The sequence below is a fragment of the Paenibacillus sp. FSL M8-0228 genome (assembly GCF_038007385.1).
Lineage (GTDB): Bacteria > Bacillota > Bacilli > Paenibacillales > Paenibacillaceae > Paenibacillus > Paenibacillus polymyxa_D.
This window is the reverse complement of record NZ_JBBOXA010000001.1, coordinates 135,330-155,782: the sequence shown is the minus strand read 5'-3', so window position 1 is coordinate 155,782 and position 20,453 is coordinate 135,330. Positions and strand designations below refer to the sequence as shown.

19 protein-coding genes and 1 riboswitch are annotated in these 20,453 nt (G+C 46.6%); of the genes, 11 read left to right on the top strand and 8 right to left on the bottom strand.

Features of this window, described 5'->3' with window-relative positions; all coding sequences use genetic code 11:
• The first annotated feature begins 153 nt into the window (after positions 1-153).
• From MKY98_RS00630 to MKY98_RS00615, 4 genes are all read left to right on the top strand, one after another.
• The gene (locus tag MKY98_RS00630; RefSeq protein WP_069011483.1) at positions 154-1,908 is read left to right on the top strand and encodes an ABC transporter ATP-binding protein; all 1,755 of its coding nucleotides are present in this window, start codon (positions 154-156) and stop codon (positions 1,906-1,908) included.
• Positions 1,905-3,644 carry an ABC transporter ATP-binding protein gene (locus tag MKY98_RS00625; protein WP_069011484.1) on the top strand — a complete coding sequence of 580 codons (1,740 nt, stop codon included), beginning with the start codon at positions 1,905-1,907 and terminating at the stop codon, positions 3,642-3,644. Before MKY98_RS00630 ends, MKY98_RS00625 begins: the two co-directional genes overlap by 4 nt.
• Before the next feature lie 205 nt (positions 3,645-3,849).
• A complete protein-coding gene (locus MKY98_RS00620; protein WP_029514913.1) occupies positions 3,850-4,164 on the top strand; it encodes a MazG nucleotide pyrophosphohydrolase domain-containing protein in 315 nt (104 codons plus the stop codon).
• A 13-nt stretch (positions 4,165-4,177) separates the two neighbouring features.
• Positions 4,178-4,759: an LOG family protein gene (locus tag MKY98_RS00615; protein ID WP_029514915.1), complete on the top strand. Its 582-nt coding sequence runs from the start codon at positions 4,178-4,180 to the stop codon at positions 4,757-4,759.
• A 149-nt stretch (positions 4,760-4,908) separates the two neighbouring features.
• Here the strand turns inward: MKY98_RS00615 and MKY98_RS00610 are convergent, their stop codons facing one another.
• Together MKY98_RS00610 and speE are read right to left on the bottom strand one after the other, a co-directional pair.
• On the bottom strand, positions 4,909-6,201 hold the full coding sequence (locus MKY98_RS00610) for an MFS transporter (RefSeq protein WP_069011485.1): 1,293 nt from the start codon (positions 6,199-6,201) through the stop codon (positions 4,909-4,911).
• A gap of 272 nt (positions 6,202-6,473) precedes the next feature.
• Positions 6,474-7,301, bottom strand: a complete 828-nt coding sequence (gene speE, locus MKY98_RS00605) for a polyamine aminopropyltransferase (RefSeq protein ID WP_029514919.1) — start codon at positions 7,299-7,301, stop codon at positions 6,474-6,476.
• Positions 7,302-7,583: 282 nt separating this feature from the next.
• Here speE and MKY98_RS00600 point away from each other — a divergent pair, with 282 nt between their 5' ends.
• Positions 7,584-9,641, top strand: coding sequence for a transglycosylase domain-containing protein (locus MKY98_RS00600; protein WP_029514921.1), 2,058 nt, complete (start codon positions 7,584-7,586; stop codon positions 9,639-9,641).
• Between the two features lie 146 nt (positions 9,642-9,787).
• Here the strand turns inward: MKY98_RS00600 and MKY98_RS00595 are convergent, their stop codons facing one another.
• Both MKY98_RS00595 and MKY98_RS00590 read right to left on the bottom strand, forming a co-directional pair.
• On the bottom strand, positions 9,788-10,252 hold the full coding sequence (locus MKY98_RS00595; RefSeq protein WP_069011486.1) for a transporter: 465 nt from the start codon (positions 10,250-10,252) through the stop codon (positions 9,788-9,790).
• 134 nt (positions 10,253-10,386) lie between these two features.
• The gene (locus MKY98_RS00590; RefSeq protein ID WP_069011487.1) at positions 10,387-11,436 is read right to left on the bottom strand and encodes a hypothetical protein; all 1,050 of its coding nucleotides are present in this window, start codon (positions 11,434-11,436) and stop codon (positions 10,387-10,389) included.
• 118 nt (positions 11,437-11,554) lie between these two features.
• On the opposite strand from MKY98_RS00590, the gene MKY98_RS00585 reads away from it, so the two are divergent.
• Positions 11,555-11,947, top strand: coding sequence for a VOC family protein (locus tag MKY98_RS00585; RefSeq protein WP_029514926.1), 393 nt, complete (start codon positions 11,555-11,557; stop codon positions 11,945-11,947).
• 118 nt (positions 11,948-12,065) lie between these two features.
• The gene (locus MKY98_RS00580; protein ID WP_069011488.1) at positions 12,066-12,878 is read left to right on the top strand and encodes a pentapeptide repeat-containing protein; all 813 of its coding nucleotides are present in this window, start codon (positions 12,066-12,068) and stop codon (positions 12,876-12,878) included.
• Positions 12,879-13,103: 225 nt separating this feature from the next.
• Here the strand turns inward: MKY98_RS00580 and MKY98_RS00575 are convergent, their stop codons facing one another.
• Entirely contained in the window at positions 13,104-13,457 is a 354-nt protein-coding gene (locus tag MKY98_RS00575; protein ID WP_069011495.1) for a YunG family protein, read from the bottom strand.
• 56 nt (positions 13,458-13,513) lie between these two features.
• A complete protein-coding gene (locus MKY98_RS00570; RefSeq protein WP_029514930.1) occupies positions 13,514-14,053 on the bottom strand; it encodes a histidine phosphatase family protein in 540 nt (179 codons plus the stop codon).
• A gap of 141 nt (positions 14,054-14,194) precedes the next feature.
• Between MKY98_RS00570 and MKY98_RS00565 the strand changes: the two genes are divergently transcribed.
• On the top strand, positions 14,195-14,944 hold the full coding sequence (locus MKY98_RS00565; protein ID WP_029514932.1) for an MBL fold metallo-hydrolase: 750 nt from the start codon (positions 14,195-14,197) through the stop codon (positions 14,942-14,944).
• Positions 14,945-15,044: 100 nt separating this feature from the next.
• On the opposite strand, the gene MKY98_RS00560 is transcribed toward MKY98_RS00565, so the two are convergent.
• Both MKY98_RS00560 and MKY98_RS00555 read right to left on the bottom strand, forming a co-directional pair.
• Positions 15,045-15,551, bottom strand: a complete 507-nt coding sequence (locus tag MKY98_RS00560) for a PTS sugar transporter subunit IIA (RefSeq protein WP_029514933.1) — start codon at positions 15,549-15,551, stop codon at positions 15,045-15,047.
• Between the two features lie 438 nt (positions 15,552-15,989).
• The gene (locus MKY98_RS00555; RefSeq protein WP_029514934.1) at positions 15,990-16,496 is read right to left on the bottom strand and encodes a YwhD family protein; all 507 of its coding nucleotides are present in this window, start codon (positions 16,494-16,496) and stop codon (positions 15,990-15,992) included.
• Positions 16,497-16,620: 124 nt separating this feature from the next.
• On the opposite strand from MKY98_RS00555, the gene MKY98_RS00550 reads away from it, so the two are divergent.
• From MKY98_RS00550 to MKY98_RS00540, 3 genes are all read left to right on the top strand, one after another.
• Positions 16,621-18,633: a M1 family metallopeptidase gene (locus MKY98_RS00550; protein WP_069011489.1), complete on the top strand. Its 2,013-nt coding sequence runs from the start codon at positions 16,621-16,623 to the stop codon at positions 18,631-18,633.
• A gap of 11 nt (positions 18,634-18,644) precedes the next feature.
• A complete protein-coding gene (locus tag MKY98_RS00545) occupies positions 18,645-19,472 on the top strand; it encodes a hypothetical protein (protein ID WP_029514937.1) in 828 nt (275 codons plus the stop codon).
• 276 nt (positions 19,473-19,748) lie between these two features.
• Positions 19,749-19,886: riboswitch (cyclic di-AMP (ydaO/yuaA leader) on the top strand.
• Positions 19,887-19,891: 5 nt separating this feature from the next.
• The gene (locus MKY98_RS00540) at positions 19,892-20,392 is read left to right on the top strand and encodes a C40 family peptidase (protein WP_029514939.1); all 501 of its coding nucleotides are present in this window, start codon (positions 19,892-19,894) and stop codon (positions 20,390-20,392) included.
• Positions 20,393-20,453 lie beyond the last annotated feature (61 nt).

Sequence of the window (20,453 nt, the reverse complement as noted above, 5' to 3'; positions counted from 1 at the left end):
CATTATGGCCCTCCGGTACTGATATATGTAAAACCTATACCTCTAATATATATTAAATATTATTCATATGGTTGGGGATATGACATAATCAAATTCAGATATGCTATTGCGGCATGAGGCTATATACATTATTTAGGTTAGGTGATGGTTTATTTGCTGAAATTTGCTGTTTTTTTGAAACCCTATAAAAAGGAAACGATTCTTGGGCCTCTATTTAAACTGATTGAGGCCATCTTGGAACTATTGCTGCCCACTATGGTTGCCTTAATGATCAATCATGGTGTAGGTAAAGGAGACACCCATTATGTTTGGCAGATGGGTCTTTTGATGTTACTCATGACTATACTGGGCTTTGGCAGTTCATTAGTGTGTCAGTTTTACGCAGCCCGTGCCTCCCAAGGATTCGGAACTACGCTGCGCAATACGATGTTTAAACATATTTCATCGTTTTCTTATGCTGATCTCGATAAGTTCGGTACGCCCTCGCTCATCAACCGGATTACGAATGATGTCAATCAACTCCAAACGGCTGTAGCGATGCTGATTCGTCTGGTCATTCGTGCTCCTTTTATTTGTATCGGGGCTATTATCATGTCCATGATCCTGGATTTCCGCCTGGCTTTGGTGCTGTTGGCGGCTACACCGGTTCTAGCTTTGATCCTGTATGTGGTCATTACGAAGGCTTCACCACTGTATCGTCGGTATCAAAAAAAACTCGATAAAATCGCTCTGGTACTTAGCGAAAATCTTACAGGCGTACGGGTCATACGCGCATTTGCCAAAAGAGGCGCTGAGCGAGTTAAATTCAACGCCGCTTCGGATGACCTGACTCAGACCGCTATTCGTGTCGGACGTATTTCTGCTTTGCTAAGCCCTGCCACCTTGCTGGTGGTAAACGGAGCTATTATTGCAATCCTGTGGATCGGCGCCATCCATATCCAATATGGATCACTTACACAAGGGGAGATTATTGCCTTTATTAATTACATTACGCAAATTTTATTAGCTCTGATTGTGGTGACCAATTTAATTATTTTGTTCACCAAGGCTGCCACTTCAGCAGCGCGGATTCAGGAGGTCCTAGACACGCAAGCTTCGATTTCCGACACTGCTGCTACTTCTACATCTATAGATAGGGAGGGAACAAGTGGGCATGGCGCTGTACCAGCCATCTCTTTTGATCATGTTTCCTTTGGATACAATACGACAGGGCAACTGGCACTTAACGATGTAGTGGTAAACATCTATTCTGGTGAAACGGTTGGAATCATCGGAGGAACAGGTTCGGGGAAATCCACCTTTGTGAATCTCATTCCCCGCTTCTATGATGCGGTAGAGGGTTGTGTACAGGTTGACGGCATCGACGTACGGCAGTATAAGCTTGAGCAATTGCGGCAGAAAATCGGTATTGTTCCTCAGAAGGCGCTGCTGTTCACTGGGACGATAGCGGATAATATCCGTTGGGGACATGAACACGCCACCGACGAGGAAGTCGCTCAAGCCGCAGCAATCGCGCAAGCGGATGAATTTATTTCTAACTTGCCGGAAAAATTCGATGCCCCGATCACCCGAGGAGGACTTAATCTATCGGGAGGACAAAAACAGCGACTTACCATTGCCAGAGCTATTGTAGGCAATCCGGAAATTCTGATTTTGGACGATTCCTCAAGCGCACTTGATTTTGCAACTGACGCCGCCCTCCGGAAATCGCTACGGGAAAAAAGCACCCGCATGACTGTCCTACTGGTCTCGCAACGAGTAAGCAGCGTACAGCATGCTGATAAAATCATTGTATTTGATGAAGGCCGGATTGTCGGAATCGGCACACATGATCAGTTGATGAGCAGCTCGGAGGTATATCAGGAAATTAATCGCTCCCAGCTCTCAACGCAGGAGGTGGACCAATGAGTGGCAAGGAAACCTGGAGAAGATCGTTAACCTATGTCGGTCAATATAAAACAACAACATTTTGGGTCATCGTCAGTGCGATTCTCAGCGTGCTTGCCAGTCTGATCGGACCCTACATGATTGGTCAAGCTATCGACCACATGGTGGATAAGGGAGCAGTGAATTTTAAAGGTATTGCACAGATTCTAGCTGGATTAGGCATTGTATATGTTGTAGGCAGTCTGTTTAGCTGGCTACTCACGTATTTGACGAACCGTATTGCTTTTCAGACCGTAAATGATATGCGGCGGGAGTTATTTGATCATTTTAATATCCTTCCGTTAAGCTTTCATGACACTCATCCGCAAGGAGACAGCATTAGCCGTTTCGTGAACGATATGGATGCTGTGTCGGATGGATTGCTGCAGGGATTTTCCACCTTGATTACCGGGATTATTACGATTATAGGCTCCATTGTACTCATGCTGTATATCAGTCCGATCATGACGTTGGTCGTATTGGTGTCTGCCCCGATCACATACGGTGTGGCACGGTTCATTACGACAAGGTCACAGCGTATGTTCCGCGAACAGGCCAAAATTTTAGGAAGCCTGAACGGTTACGTGGAAGAAATGATCGGCGGGCAACGGGTAGTTACTGCTTTTCATTATGAAAACCGCTCGCTTGAGGAATTTTCCGCCAGAAACGAACAATTGTATCAAGCCGGGGTGAAATCGCAGTTTTACGGATCATTGTCCAACCCCTCTACCCGATTGGTGAACAACATGACTTTTTCAGTCACCGCCATGATTGGCTGTATTTCCATTATTTTGGGTGGGATCTCGGTAGGTGGATTGTCGAGCTTTCTGATTTATACCAATTTGTTCGCCAAGCCCTTTAATGAAATTACGGGTGTTCTCACCCAGTTCCAGGCAGCCACGGCTTCTGCTCAGCGCATATTTGCGATTTTGGACTCACCGCCAGAGCAGCCGGAAAAATCGAACGCCGTACAGCTGGAGCGCAGCAAAGGCACGATTCTTTTTGATCATGTCAAATTCTCCTATAACCCGGAACGTACGCTCATTACGAACTTCAGTTTAGAAGTTAAGCCAGGCACTCGTGTGGCCATTGTCGGGCAGACCGGAGCTGGCAAAACCACACTCGTCAATCTGCTCATGCGGTTTTACGATGTGGACAGCGGCTCGATATCCATCGACGGGGTGAATATCAACGACATGAGCCGGGACAGCCTGCGGACTAACTTTGGTATGGTGCTTCAAGATACATGGCTGTTCAGCGGAACCATTCGGGACAATATCGCTTACGGGAAGCCGGAAGCCACGGACGAAGAAGTCATCGCGGCTGCAACAGCTGCCAATGCGCATAGCTTCATCAAGCGACTGCCTCATGGCTACGATACGGTCATCAGCGGTTCCGGCGACAGCCTGTCGCAAGGCCAAAAGCAACTGCTCACCATCGCGAGGGTTATCCTGGTCGATCCACCTATGCTGATCCTAGATGAAGCCACCAGTAGCATAGACACCCTGACAGAAGCACGTATCCAAAAAGCATTTATGAAAATGATTGCCGGACGCACCAGCTTTGTGATCGCCCACAGACTATCGACCATCCGCGAAGCGGATTTGATTCTATACATGAAAAACGGCGATGTCGTCGAAAGTGGTACCCATGAGGGGCTGCTTGCCAGCGGCGGCCATTATGCCTCGCTCTATAACAGCCAGTTTACTACGGCTTAAAAGGCTGACCGGATACGGTCGCATCAGTAAGGTCAACGTTCTTAAAAAAAGTCGGTTGCTTTTTAAGCAATTGGCTTTTTTATTTTTCTTTGATAAATCCCCCCCTATATTATATAATAAAACGAGAACAAACGTTTCCGTTTCATCTAAACCTTATGGTTTGTATAGCCAACATCATGCATGGGTTTCAGTTGGGAGGCTGAATATGGATATTAATGAATTTCAAAAGTGGGTCAAGCAATATTATCAAGAGAGGAACTGGTCTGATTTAGATATCTTCGTCCGAATTGGTTTCTTGGCAGAGGAAACCGGGGAGGTTGCGAGAGCTATTCGCGCCCTGGAGATCGGCAGAGACCGGCCTGATGAGATCGATGGTTCATTCGAGGAGAACAGGGAGCATTTAACTGAAGAACTTGGAGACGTACTGGGTAATCTCATCGTGATCGCCAACAAGTATGACATCACCTTGGAGGATATATTTCGAACACACCAGCAAAAACTTGCAAAAAGATATACATAAAGGAGAATCTCATATGAAAAGCATTGCTGTTTTTTGCGGTTCCAGTAATGGAGCGTCTGAGATTTATCGAGAGCATGCTGTTGCTCTGGGCAAGGCACTTGCCGAACAGGAAATAAGCCTGATTTATGGAGGAGCAAGTGTTGGTTTAATGGGTGCAGTGGCTGACGCGGCACTTCATGCAGGAGGTCACGTCATCGGTGTACTCCCTCACTTTTTGCAAAGCCGTGAAATTGCACATAATGGCCTGAGCGAATTAATCATTGTTGATTCCATGCACGAACGAAAATCTAAAATGGCAGAGATTGCGGACGGATTCATTGTTTTACCAGGTGGCCCAGGTACAATGGAAGAATACTTTGAAATTTTCACATGGGCGCAATTAGGCTTGCATGAAAAGCCATGCGGTCTTTTAAATATTAACCATTATTACGATCCTCTTATTTCCTTGTTTAATCGTATGGTTGAGGAACAATTTATGCAGGAAAAATATCGTGCGTTGGTAATTACGGATACTACTTCGCAAGGAATCCTACAGCAATTTACAAATTACACTCCTCCTGCCGTCAAAACATATCTCACGAGCAAACGGACCTGACATTAGGAATGGCACGTATTGCTCAACAGACATACCATTTAATTTAATATGATATGAAAGGAACACCACCGTCAACGTTATTCCAGTGGTGTTCCTGTAAAATTGAACTCATCCAATGAATGCTGTCACGCCTAACGGGAACCCCAATTTTAAATCCCAGCGCCCGTAGCGGTTGGTTGGTCCATTTGCTCACTTTCCTGAAAATCCCTGCGGTAGAACCAGCCGATCAGAACAGCAACGGTAGTCATGGCCGCAGCCAACAAATACACCTGCACCATACCGAAACGGTCTGCATACCAGCCCATGAATAACAAAGACAGACCGAAAGCGAGATTTGTAAGCACATCAATTCCCGCCATCACTTTGGGCAGCTGGGCTGGCGGTGCACTGGTTTGCAGCAAGGTGCGGCGAATAATCCCCGCCATTTGAACAGGTAAGCCTGATACAGCAAAAAGAATAAGCGCAGCAACGGGGATGGTATTCAGCGCAAATACAATGGTAATCAGTACATACACCAGCAATGCTCCGAGCATGTACAAAAAGCTGTTCTTTTGCAATCGCTTGACCAAGCCAACGACAATCAATCCACCCAAAATCGTGCCCGAGAAAAAGGACGCATTCATAAAGCCCCACCAGCTCGCATCCCGATGCAGCACTTGGCTGACGTACGCCAGAATAAATACCCCAAGCCAGGAGACTCCCCCGATACTATCCACGCTATCGACGATCATCAGAGAACGAATACGACGGTTGTGCCAAATGATTGTCCAGCCTTCCCCAAGCTCTTTCCAATGGGAGCCTTTTTCCTTTGCCTTTGCAGGCTCTACTGCATTTGTCGAGGAATCCGAAGCTTCAAGACTTAATTCCTTCTGATCCAGCGGATCACGAATAAAGGACGTGACAGTTACAGCCACGAGATAACAACAGGATGCAATCACAAGCGTATTCAGGGAACCCAGCCAAGCCACAATAATTCCGCTCAGCGCCCAGCCTGCACACCTGACCACCTGATCACTGACCGCCACCATGCCGTTGGCACGCATTAGCCCTTCACCCGTAGCCAAACGGGGTACAAGCGCATTACGCGCAGGATTGGTCCAGCCATCCAGAAAAGACATACCGAACACCATCACAAAAATAAATAGAAACGACCTCTGCTCAGGTACGATCCACAAATAAAGCAGCAGTAGCGTAAAAATGACAAACTGACCAAACTGGGAAAATAGCAACACGCGTGTTAGCCGAAATCGGCCGAGGACGATTGGTGCAACGAGCCCACTAAGCACTTGGGCAGACAATCGGAACAGCGGGATTAGAATAGTCGTCATTAAGGAATTACTTGAGCTGAACACCAATACCACTACACTCAACATGTAGATGATATCTGCTACGTTGGAGATCGTCTGGGACCCCCACAGGTAATAAAAAGAGCGTCTGATCAAAAAAGTTTCCCCCTCTTTGGTACATCGCCGATTTATGTATTTCCATAACCAAACCGTCCCTGTTGACATTACAAATCTGTTAAATGTCTGGTTTTTTGTATATTCTACACACACCCTTAAATTTCCTTCTTTTATCTTAAAAGGAAATTCAGTGTCCAGTATGCTTTCATGGCCATTTTTAAATCTTATTCAAGACAAAAAAGCGCCTATAGCGCTCCTTTCCGCCCAGAAACAGGCAATAAAGACCACTAAGACGCTTTTTCTTAAAATGTTTACTTCGTTAAATCCTCTACAAACTTAGGTAGTACAAACGCCGCTTTGTGCAAACGCGGACTATAATATCGGGTGTCCATCTCTGGAATTCGGTTTTCGTCTACTTCGAGCGGATCATACTTCTTACTACCCAACGTGAATGTCCATAGACCACTCGGATAGGTTGGAATGTTCGCACCATATACACGCACAATCGGGAAAATTTCCTTCACATCTTTGTTAACCTTCTGAATCAGATCTGCCTTGAACCAAGGATTATCCGTTTGTGCAACGAAAATACCGTCTTCCTTCAATGCTTCAAAAATACCTTGGTAAAACCCGCGCTCGAACAGCGGGGCTGCCGGACCTACCGGCTCCGTCGAATCGACCATAATGACGTCGTATTCATTTTTGTGTTCAATAATGTGCATGTATCCGTCATTGACCAGCACTTCTACATTAGGCTCGTCCAGCTTTCCGGCAATTTCAGGCAAATATTTTTTAGAATATTCTATCACCTTACCGTCAATCTCCACCAATACAGCCTTTTCCACTTCAGGGTGCTTGATGACCTCACGAATAACGCCGCCATCGCCACCACCCACAACCAAAACTTTTTTCGGATTCGGATGTGTATTCAAAGCCGGATGTGCTACCATTTCGTGATACACAAATTCATCCTTAACCGTTGTCATCACCATGCCATCCAGAACAAGCATATTGCCGAATTCCTCTGTCTCGATCATAGCCAGATCCTGAAAATCTGTTTTCTCAGAGACGTAGGTTTGTTTGATTTTTGCTGTAATGCCGAAAGAGGGAGTCTGCTTCTCCGTAAACCACAAGTCCATCATTCCAACCTTCTTTCTGATCAAAGTATGTGTCCGGCAATCCGGTAGCATAAACGTTGACTTTCCTTATATCAGTAACACGCAAACGCCAAGTTTGCTATATTTATTGTACCAAACACATTGGAATTTCACACTTTTTGCATTATAAGTGATACCTGAATGAGCTGCTAAAGCAATTTGGAGATTTAATCTTGTTTAAAATAGACACGTATGTGTATCTGATGAATAGACGCTTTCGGATTGACTATACTGAGAACATCAACTATGGAAGGAGGTGGCATGATGACCGATACGACCGGACGATCCCCCAAGCGTAAACCGCTTTGGCTTCGATTGTTTCAAGGACTGATGTCTCTCACGATCCTGACGGTCATCGCCGCCTGCATCCTGCTCGCCTATTTGTACACGACCAGCCTTCCGCTCGCGGATACGGATCGGAATTCACGTCTGCTCGATAGTCAGGGGCAAGTCATCGCCACTTTCTCTGCTGGAGGCAAAGAATCCATTCCGGTCCAGCTTGATCACATTTCACCCGATTTGATTGCAGCTACCCTGGCTGTGGAAGATCGGAAGTTTTACGATCATTTTGGCTTTGATTTCAAAGGTCTGGGCCGGGCGGTAATCGTTAATCTGACCCGCTGGGATATGTCGCAAGGGGCCAGCACGCTGACTCAGCAGCTTGCACGCAATCTATACTTATCTCATGAGAAAACGTGGACGCGCAAGGCCAAGGAGGCTATCTATACCGCACAGCTTGAAATGAAGTACACCAAAAATGAGCTGCTACAAATGTATTTGAACGAAATTTACTATGGTCACGGCGCCTATGGCATTGAAGCAGCTTCGCAAATGTATTTCGGTAAATCCGCAAAAGATCTGGATTTGGCCGAAAGCGCCCTGTTAGCAGGTATTCCAAAAGGGCCAACCTACTATTCACCGTATAATCATATGAAAAATGCAAAGGATCGGCAGAAAATTGTTCTGGACTCCATGGCGCTTATCGGCAAAATTACACCGGCTGAAGCCACCAAGGCCTATGAGGAAATGTTAGCCCTGCGGCCCGAGAGCCAGCGTCGGACAGTGGAAACCGCTCCCTGGTTCCGCGATTACGTCCGCCAGTTGGTGACACATCAGCTCGGGATTAGCGAAGGGGTGCTTGAGCATGGCGGCCTGAGTATTTATACCACGCTGGACATGCACATGCAGCAAGCAGCCGAGGCGGCTGTAAACGAAGGCATGAAGAACAGCAACGGACTGGAAACCGCGTTAATCTCCATGGACCCGCGCAACGGACATGTCAAAGCCATGGTTGGTGGAACGAACTATGTCGGGAATCAATATAATCATGCGCTGGCCACAACCCGGCAGCCAGGCTCCTCCTTCAAGCCGATTATGTATCTAAGCGCACTGGATTCCGGCGAATTGACGAGTACGTCCAAGTTCGAAAGCCGACCGACGTTGTTCCACTACGATAACAATCGCAAGACCTATAAGCCCAAAAATTTTGGAGACAAATATTTGGGCGAAATAGATCTTCGGCGCGCAATTGCGGCGTCCGATAATATCTATGCCGTAAGCACCATTTTGAAGGTGGGAACGGATAAGGTCATGGACCTCGCCAGCAAAATGGGCATTACAAGCGAGCTCAAGCCCGTACCTTCGCTAGCGCTGGGTGTGTCGCCCGTCAGCCCGTTCGAGATGGCCTCGGCCTTCTCGGTCATCGGTAGCGGCGGGCAAAAGGTGGCTCCGGTGGCAGTGCTGCGCATCACCGATGCTGCCGGGCGGTCGCTGTACGAAGCGCCCCAAGCCGCGCCCGTGCAGGTGGTGAAGCCCGCCTCCGCCTACGTCCTCACACGCCTTATGGAAGGCGTGTTCGAGGAAGGCGGCACTGGCAACCGGGTCGCGAAGCTGATCAAGCGCCCGGTTGCCGGCAAGAGCGGCACGACCAACACCGATGCGTGGATGGTCGGCTTTACCCCCGAGCTGTCCACCGCTGTCTGGGTCGGCTATGACAAGGGCAAGGACATCAGCACACAGGATGCCCGACGGGCGGCTCCGATTTTTGCGCAATATACGGAGAAAGCGCTGGAGAATGTGCCACCCAAAATCTTTCCTATCCCTGACGGCGTAGTCAGCGCTTATATTGACCCGGCCAGCGGCAAGCTGGCTGCACCGGACAGCCCGGACAAGCGGCTGGAGGTATTCGTCAGCGGCACGGAGCCGAAGGAGACGCTATCGGGGCAAGATAACCAACCGGCATCCACACCAACTGACCAAGCGGAGCGACAAGCTGAAAAGAAATCGTGGTGGGGCAATTTTAAGCGTTGGTGGATGGATTAATAGCAAAAAAAGACTGGGGGAACGCGATGACCGCTCTCTCAGTCTTTTTATTTTCGCATCACTTACCTCATATGCCCATTTACCTCTCTTGCCAGTGCCATCAGCCATCATCCCGTTAAACCCCGCTCTTCCCTAAAGCTGCGCTATTACCAATAACAGCTAAACGACTCAATACGGTTGAGGTCTACACCATAATAAAACCAAAAACGTCCACTCCACCGAAAACCCGCTACCGATGTCCTGCCTACAAAGACAGGGTACAGCCAAAAACGCTCTCCGTTCGTCAGCCATACAAACGTGTTGCGGAACAAACAACCGAAGATGGCTCCAGGGTCAACAGCATAGGCCGAAACCAGCGGCTTCGGTGGCGTAAATTGCGGTGGTGGAGAAGTGGGTGCTTGAGCTTGCTGCCCACCTTGCGGACCGAACGGCCCTTGCGGCGGCGGTGAGAACGGCTGTGGCGAAAATGATCCTGGGCCTGGTGGCGGACCTATCGGAGACGGGAACGAATCCTGCATATCAGGAAATTGTGGAATCGAAGGACTTGACGGCGTGAATGGACCCGGAATACCCGGTTGCGTTCCGAAAGGAACTTGTGGCAGTAAAGACATGTGTTTCACTCCTTGTGTCTAGGCTGATGTATCCTATGCGGGACACCAGCCCGCGGACTGGGCGAATCCCCATATCTCCGCCAAACTCCGCTATTTCGTCCTTTTACATCAAAAATTCTTATTTCCTGATACGATTAACTTCCTTTTTGAACATGCTCCAGCTCAATTTCATGTATCATTTTAATCTCGACTCGTTTCCTGAGCTCATCATACTGTTCCAGCAGCCGATGCTTATACCCTAAATTGTCGTTCATCCAGCCTATCATAGAGTCATCCTTATGCTCTGTGGACCAGCTAAATAAATCGCTATAGAGCTGACCAAATGATTCCTCGTTACAGCGAGCGAACCGGATCGGTCGGGCTGTATAACTTAGTTTTAGTTCCAGCATCTCATACAACACTTCCAAACGGTACTCCAAGTCCTGTACACCTGCTTTGGACACATCACAGCTTTTTATATCCTGAATAAGCTCTCTAAAGGTCAACCCTACATGCTGCATAGCAATATAAGACCACACACAGCTTCCCGTAGCTGTTCCATGAGCCTCCCAAAGCGGATTCCACAAAATAGACCGAATCGTATCCCTTTGCTCCTCTCCAAACAAGGCAATTCCAGCAATAATTCCCGCATTACAGTCTACCGAGGCATGTCGTTCTCCCCAATGCACCAATCGTGGAACCATATCTTCAGTAGTGCATTTGAAGCTTAGCAGAGGTAAGAATTCATTAAACAAATGCTGATCCAACACTTTTTCCAATTCAGCCGCCAGTTTCTCACGGTACGGTTCGCATGGAAGATGTACCAGTCCCAAACAGGCATCCACAGACACAGCTCCATACGGTCCGTTCACCAAAGCGACAAGATCAGCAGCAGCCTCCACATAACCCAAATAACCTAGCACATACAGCACGCCGTCAGGTATATGTTCTGGGGATGCCTGATTTCGCACATAACGCTCGTACATATCCTGCGCCAAAGTAACATCCCCGCATCTCATGATCGGCTGGAGGAGCAACCCCCTGATATAATGGTGGGGATCTTCTACAAAAAGCCTATATAACTCCCACGCATCCTCCACTGTCCCATATTGGGCAACCACATCCGTATAGGCGGAAATGATGCTGGCGTCCAGCTTCTTGCCTGAGCCGAACATATCCATAAGTCTTGCTGTCGTGTCCATCATCCTGTTTTCTCCTTTCACGTGTGTACGTCTTCATAAAGCAATTCTCTAATGCTGAATATTTCTATTAAAAAAGAGGAAAGATGTTACCATCTACGATCCAGTCTAGGGAGCTGATCTCATGCATGATTCCAATCCAAAAATTACAACATTTTTCATGTTCTCTGGTCAAGCAGAAGAAGCCATGCAATATTATACCTCTGTCTTTAAGCCGTCTGGTATCATGAGCATTTTCCATCAGGAAGATGGGACCGTGTTACATGCCGTATTCAACCTCAAAGGGCAAACCTTTATGGCTATAGACTATAACCATCAGGACAAACACCCTTTTACCCCAGCTCTATCGCTATTCGTCACTTGTGATTCGGAAGAAGAAATTCATCGTGTGTTTGGTCAGCTATCTCAGGAAGGCCGAGTTCTAATGCCCCTTGAAGCCTCGCCCGTAAGCCAACAATTTGGCTGGGTTGAAGACAAATACGGTGTTTCATGGCAATTAAATTTGGCAAAAGACTAAATTTCTTCTCTAAACGATCCAGCAGACTCTAGAAGTCTATAGAAAAACAATAGACCATGCTCCATCTTTTTTTGGTAATATTATATTTAATAGGTGCCAATAAAAGGATGTGTGTTTATTGTATAGTGCAAATTGTGAACAATGTTTTGGTTTATGCTGTGTAGCCTTGCCTTATGCTAAATCAGCCGATTTTGCTTTTAATAAGGACGGAGGAACCCCTTGTCAAAACCTAAATGCGGATTATCGTTGTAATATTCATAAGAACCTAAGAAATAACGGCTTGCGAGGCTGTACAGTATATGATTGCTTTGGAGCAGGCCAAAAAGTTTCCCAAGTTACATACAACGGAAAAAGCTGGCGAGACGATCCGGCAATAGCTGAGGAAATGTTCAATATATTTCCCATCATGCAACAGCTTCATGAAATGCTTTATTACCTAAATGAAGCCCTTAACTTAAAAGAAACTCATCCCATCTATACAGACTTACAAAAGGCTATGGCGAAAACCGAGCAGCTTACGAATCAAGATCCAAAATCTCTCATAAATCTTCATGTACCCACCCATAGGGCGTTAGTCAATGATTTACTTTTACAAACAAGTGAGTTAGTACGAGAAAAAGTTAAGAAAAACATAGAGCACAACAAATATAGTAAAAAGATCAGGAGTAGAGACCTTATCGGGGCCAATTTGAGAGGCGCTGATCTTAGAGGTACCAACCTGAGAGGAGTTTTACTGATTGCTGCTGATCTGCGAGAGGCTGATCTGAGAATGACGGACTTGATCGGTACGGATTTTAGAGATGCTGATTTAAGTGGGGCTAATCTGGAAGGAAGTATCTTTCTTACACAGGCGCAATTAAATTCGGCTAAGGGCAATTGTAAAACCAAACTGCCCCCTTCTCTAAGCATTCCAAACCATTGGCTGCATTAGTTTTTTTCTAAGCAGTGGTTGTATATTCGAGTCGTGTTAGCGCACGACTTCTTTATTATTCTCACCTCAGTATATAGCTCATTTTATAACGTAAATACAGCTTTTATCTTCAAGAATTTTACTGATTACTCAGTTCTTTAATGTATATTGGGCAACAAAAAGCACCTTCCATTGGATCAGGTTCAAAAATCACGCCTTTATGACTGCATCCAGATTTAAATCCCCTTATTCTTCTTCGTTTAGAAATTCCTTTAATCTCTGACTTAGGGCTGCATACTGCTCTGCATTGGTGTCTGAGAATGCTTCTTCCCGGTTGGAGTGTACATGCTGATACTGTGGAAGGCTTGAAAATTGCGACCTCGTAAAATCTACAATGTCCTCACCAATACGGTTGTAATAGTGCCAACCACTATCCAGCCATGTTTTCAAAATATCGCCGCCAAGCCTGTCCTGAACGACGAGTGCTGTGACACCACATTGCCCAGACGCAGGATTATTTGCGGTCCATTTAGAGCTAGACTCCAAAGACCAAGCTTGAAACAACGCCTTTTCTAATTCTAAAAAACGGTTTGCCTTCAACATGCGCCTCCCCTTTCGATTCCATTCTGCACTTATGTGAACGTGCTTTATTTATTTCAACCCCACACTCTGTGAATCTTGGCTTCTGCTTCTTTCAGTTCTAGCAAATACACGTCGGGATTCGAAAGCTTTTTCCAGTCCTCAAACCCAAACTGCGGATCGTAATGTCGAATGAGAAGAGATAGTAAAGCTCCATGAGTTACAATGATAACCGTTTTTTCCGCCCGCTCTATAAGCTCCTGAACAAGCTGGATTCCTCGATCTACTGCTTCACGGGATGATTCCCCTCCCTCCAGCTTCAAGTCCTCGTCCAAATAGGTCTGTTCCAGCACGTCCAGCCAATGATCCAAATGCTCATGGCTAAGTACCCGTTCTTGAAGACGTACATCAGTATACACCTGCAACTGTTTCCGTTCAGCCAAGGGCTGAATGGTTCGCACGGCCCGTTTCCACGGGCTGGACACAATATATTCCACACCTACATTCTCCATAAAATCAACCAACTGCTCAGCTTGTCGGGTACCCTCATCGGTAAGTCGGGCATCTGGTTCCTGTCCTGTTGCTTGGGCATGTCTGACAAAATAAATTCTCTTCACGTCATCACTCCTAACTGTCACACAAATTTAAAATTCTACATATTTACAAATAATTATTTTTATGATATAGTATAGGTTTACATATTTATGTTTAATGATACGATTCCTTTGTATTACATCAACTCTTATGGGAGGGATTCGATGCAATTAGACAAGGGAATACACATGCTCCAGGTTTCTGCTAACATTATGGGAAGTATAGAGAGTATTCACCCGACTTTAGTGTGGGACGAAGATAACATGATTTTAGTTGATACGGCTTACCCCGGGCAACTCTCACTTTTACATGAGGCTATTCTAGACACCGGATTAGCAATCCATAAACTTACCTCTATATTAATAACACACCAGGACCTTGACCATATCGGCAGTTTAGCAGATATAGTCCGAGCCTCTTCATCCCCAGTTCAAGTATTAGCCAGTTCTATCGAAAAGCCCTATATACAGGGAGAAAAACAGCTTATAAAGCTGACTCCAGAAGCAATAGATCAAGCTGTAAGCTCCATGCCCGAATCCGTTCCGGTAGAGTGGAGACACGCATTCCGGCGTACACTTGAAAATCCCCCAAAGGCTATTGTAAACTCCACCATCGTTGCCGGAGAGAAACTGCCCTTCTGTGGGGGGATCGTAGTTATAGATACTGCTGGACATACACCAGGACACCTAAGTTTCTATCATAAATCCAGTCAAACCCTGATTGCAGGAGATGCTCTACGCGTGGTAAGCGGCAAATTACTGGCTCCAGACCCGCAATATTGCTGTGATTTCAATATGGCCAAAGAATCTCTTAAAAACCTGCTGCCATATGATATTAAAAAAGTGGTCTGCTTTCATGGAGGGCTGTACGAAGGCAATTGTAATCAGCGGATATCTGAAATATATGAATCCTAACCTTTGATTTACATGGTCGTACCCACCCCTTGACTGGTCAGTGAATCATCTAAAGAAAAGACTAACCAGGAATTCCTGGTTAGTCTTTTTTGAATGAGAACTAGGCTTTTAAGTGAACTCTTAATACAGGTACTTCTGGAGAGGCAGATGTACCTTCCAGGATTTCCACATGGCTAATCATCTCTTGCCCATCTGGAACGATTACCGGCGTAATTACAGGCAATCCACCCTGTTGAATCGCATCCAGGTCAAACTCCATCAATAATTGCCCAGCTTTAATGCTATCTCCTACTTGGACATGAGGATTAAACCCTTGTCCTTTGAGAGAGACGGTATTAATCCCGACATGTATCAAAACTTGTACGCCGGATTCATGTTCAATAATCAGAGCATGCTTACTTTTCTCCATGACATGGGCAACTTTTCCCGCGAAAGGAGCGGTGACCCTACCCTCAGACGGATGAATAGCGATGCCATCCCCCATAGCTTTCGTAGAGAACGCAGGATCTGGAACCTCCTCCAGGGAAACCACTTTTCCTTTGATTGGTGCTATCATTTCGAATTCTTCAATACGAGGAGCCGCCTTCTTTTTCAACCATTTAAACATAACGATGCCACCTTATTTAGAGATTACATTCATAAACAGTAAATAGGACTTAACTACATCTTTCAAGGAACCGGTTCCACAAAATGAATAGAAAGAAGAGTGGAAGCGATTTCTATCTGAATTATAGTGAATGCCTTTCCAGGATGTCAAGGAGCTATCAGTTCATAACTACATATCTGTTACAATAATTTTCATGTAACTTGGAGGTGCTCTAACAAATTGCGGATTTAAGTGTTTTATCTCTTAAAAACAGATTTTTTATAGTATACTTTTCCAGCAATTTCTTTGATGATCATGTTTGGCATGTTCATTCAGCATTGCTTACCTACATGAAAAAGAAGTAGACCGCCCCCAACCAAGGTATCGGTCTACTTCTGAACCTTACTGCCGACTGCTCTTTAAGCAGTTGTGTACACTGGAATCGTGTTAACGCTTGGCCTACCCTTCCAGCGCCTGCTTCAATTCCTCAGGCGAAGCGTCCCACCATTCCTCGTTATGCGAAATGAGCAGGCTTTTGAGCGCTGCCTTATCTTCGCTGCCGAGATCCTCCAGCATGAAACGACGCTTGAGCGCGTAATCCATACGGTTGACGTGATCGGCGAGGATTTTCCAGCCGCGTTTGGCCTCGTCGTCAATCAGCATCTCGCAGGCGGTGGCGCCGCCGTACATACGTCCTTCGGCTGTACGGTCCACAGCTACCCATACGAGCCATACCTGGCGTCCGTTCGGTACGTCCTCTTTATTCGTAGAGAACTTGATACCACGTTCTACTTTACTTTTGGCATGCATGGCACCGATATCAATTTTCGCCTCTCCTCGGTCAATGATGACCGGTGACATGCTGTTCAGGTCAATTGAGCCTGCGCCGAAACCCTTATGTTTACTCTTGCCACTGACAATGTTCAGTGCAATCTGTTTTTTGCCGTCCGGCTGATTTTCACTCATGCGTCACTAGACCTCCATTTTCCGTCTTCACACTCATTCTACACTATAAATATTTTAACTAATAATCTCCTGAAAGCAAACATATACATGCTGTAGATGCTTGTCAACGGGAGGTATCCATTGTATGACCCCAGCACGCACTAAAATCGTTTTATTGTCTACACTAGCCCTCGGTCTCCTCGCAGGGACGTTATGGTTTGCCTGGCAGCCCCAATCGCAATCCGACCCGCAGTCCATAGGCCAACCACTATACGGCTCCCTGTCTGAGTCTGCGCTTGCCCCAAATGTGGGCAAGCCTCTAGGGGCAAACATCCTGCCTGACCTGCCCAAGAACCCTCCACAACCCGCTACAGAAATCCTCAGCAAACGGGTGGTAGAGTACCACATTGATGTATCTCTGGAAAAGGGACAGGTTTTGCGAGGCACTGAGACACTGACCTGGAAACATCCGGGCAAGAAAACCGTGAATGATCTGTATCTTCATCTATACCCGAACGCCTTCTCTTCCATGGAAACCACCTTTATGAAGGAATCCGGTGGAAAGCTGCGCGGAGACACCATGCCCAAAGACGGCTTTGGCTCTATGACGCTGACTGAACTAAAAACAGAAGACGGTTTATCCCTCATGCATCGCATCCAATATGTGCAGCCAGATGACGGTAACGCAGGCGACCGTTCGCTCATGAAGGTGCGTCTACCCAAGCCAGTACGAGGTGGCGAAGAAATCACATTATATATGAAGTTTGAGGTAAAACTGCCTGCCATCTTTGCTCGTATGGGTGGGACAGATGATTTTGTAATGGCAGGACAGTGGTTCCCGAAGCTCAGTGTCTACGAGACTGCAGGGCAGCGTGGACGCGCCGAGGAGGGCTGGAACCTCCACCAGTATCATGGTAACTCCGAGTTTTATGCCGATTTTGGAATTTACAGCGTACGGATTCGGGTGCCTGAAACTCATATCGTAGCAGCGACCGGATTTCCCACCCGTGGTGCCGTCCGACAGAACGGACAAAAAATATATCAATTTTATGCCGATGATGTACACGATTTTGCCTGGTCCGCTTCACCCAACTTTGTAGCCGTAGAAGAACCCTTTTCTTCTGCTGAAGTCCCTGGTGTCAAAATCAAGCTCTACCTTGACCCATCGCACAAGGAGCTCAAAGGACGCTATATGAGCGCAGCGAAGGCCGCTCTTTTGTACTACAGCAAATGGTACGGGCCTTATCCATATTCCACCCTGTCCATCGTGGTTCCACCTAAATCAGGCAATGGAGCTGGCGGCATGGAGTATCCGACACTCATCACGGCCGCTGCTGCGGGTAATCTCAATCCTGGCTATAGTCTGGAACGGACATTAGTTCATGAGATTGGACATCAATATTTCTATGGAATGGTAGCCAATAATGAATTTGAGGAGCCGTGGCTGGATGAAGGCTTCACCTCCTATGCAGAGGAGCGACTTATGGAGCAAGAATATGGGCTTACCCCCAACTTGCCATTACAATCGGGACAGGTATCCTCCCCACAGCCGCTAAACCGTGAGTCATGGAAGTACGGCTCGGCTGCTGAGTACGCGCAAAATGCCTACTCTCGAGGCAAGCTGGTACTACGGGGCATTGAACGTCAGGTGGGTATGAAAAAAATGGATCGCATTATGCGGACCTACGTCCAGACGTACCGATTTAAGCATCCGTCCTCACAGGATTTTCAACGTATCGTGGAGAGAGTCACCGGACGCTCATGGAGCCACTATTTTGAACAGTATGTATATGACGGCCAGATGGCGGACTTTTCAGTGGATCACATCACAAACCACAAGCTGGAGAATGGATATGAAGCAGTCGTGACGGTCAGCAAAAAAGGGGCGGATTATCCCAAGATCCCTGTCCAATTTACCTTCAAGGATGGAACCACGAAATTCAAGGCTTGGGACGGTGCGGGCAAAAGCACAACTTTTCGGATCAAAAGTACTTCTCCCGTTTCCTATGTAACCCTTGATCCCCTATATACCATTGCACTGGAGAACAAGCATATTAACAATACCCTAAAAGCCGAATTGGACGAAAAGCAACAAACCCGTTGGAGTATAAGTGTAACCAAGCTGTTGGAGACACTGCTTGGAAGTCTGTCATGGTGAGGTGTCTATAGATGCGGACTGTTATAAAAGAGGGCTGGGCGCTGGTGCGCATACGATTCTATATCGTTATCATTTTATTTCTGTATCGACTACTGTGGGGGGTGTTTCTCTATCGACTGGTGCAGTCTGCCGTTATCCCGCTATTGCTCCGTTATCCTGATCAGGGTCAAAACGAGCTGGGACAGACCTTGTTTTGGATGGAGAGCCAGATTGCTCTGATGGACAGCCGGGAAGTACATGTGTATTTGTGGATACTACTAGGGGCGACTGTACTACGCATACTAATCACTCCCTTCATTAGAGCCGGAATATATCAAAGCCTGCATACCGATGCGACTGAGCCGCAAAGCCTGTCCTTTTTCAAAGGTATGAAACGCCATGGCATGTCGTCGCTGTTGTATTACATCATCGAGTTGGGACTGCTGCTGATTCCCGCCTTTTGGGTAGTACCGAGACTCTACCCTATTGTAGCAGGTACGCTTCAATCTCCCTCTTACCTGCTGCACTTGTTGCCCTATGCCATGGGATGGATGGCATACGGATGGTTCATTCGGCAGTGCATCCTGTATATGCAACTAGGCACTGTCGGTGGTCACGCCATACTATCGTCCCTGCTCGCCTTCTTTCGCCAGCTTCTCCCAGCTGTCGGTATATCCCTTTTGCTCGGTGCTTGTGTGCTGCTGGTCTTCGGTCTATTTGGCACCGTGGCGATGATTTGGACTGGCATGCTCGCGCTCATTCTCCAACAATCGTATCATTTTGTTACTAGTCTGGTCAGGCTGTGGCATATCAGTTCGCAGTACAGACTATGGCATACCGATATCTCCAGTAGAAGCTAAGCCCTTCCTTTATGTTAATCACTTCATTTCCGTCTGTCGAAAAAACTTTATGCATAACCGCGCAAACGGCACATAACTGAATACTGTTAACAAGATCTGTTCCTGGGACATTAGGAGCAGATTTTTTTTGTAACTTTTTGCAATGAAACATTTGCCAAAGCCAGCCGACTTTGTTACAATAATCGCAGTGAACTGATAGTAACAACTTTGTAATCTTTATTGTAACCTTTATCTCAAAAATATCGTTATTGTGAATACTGCTCTCCAAGGTGCACATCTTAAGTAAAGCCTAATTCCTGGCACCTAGGAAGCGGGGGAACCAGTTTGGGTGAATTGATCTCGCAACAGAGTGGTCATAGGGGAACCTTCTACCGAATCCTTAAGCTAACCTCGCAGGCATTGGAAGGGGTATATTTTTTTTGAAGAAGAAGCTAACGATCGCAGCTATGAGTCTTGCCATTGCCTTTACATCTTTTACATTCGGTGGCGGCAGTGCATTTGCAGACTCCAAGATGGACCAGGTCATCCAAGATGCCAAAGGAACGAACTACAGAAGCGGAGGCACTACACTCGAGGGATTCGATTGCTCCGGCTTCACAATGTATGTATTCAACAAACTGGGAATTAAACTTCCGCATCAATCTGGATCACAATTCAAAATGGGATCTTCTGTATCCCGCGATGAAATGAGGCCTGGGGACCTGGTGTTCTTCAACACCACAGGAAGAGGCATTTCCCATGTAGGTATCTTCGTAGGTGAAGGGAAATTTGCCCACTCCTCGACTTCACGTGGTGTAGTAGTTAGCTCACTGAACGAAAATTATTACGCTAACCGCTATGTCGGTGCAAAAAGAATTATGAGCACAGACGCTTACCATTCTGTAGCTTCAGATATTCCTGATGACGACAACGTAGAATAACTAACGCACAGCAAGCTAACTCTAGCCGCAATTTGATTCTGCCGGAATCGAATTGCGGCTT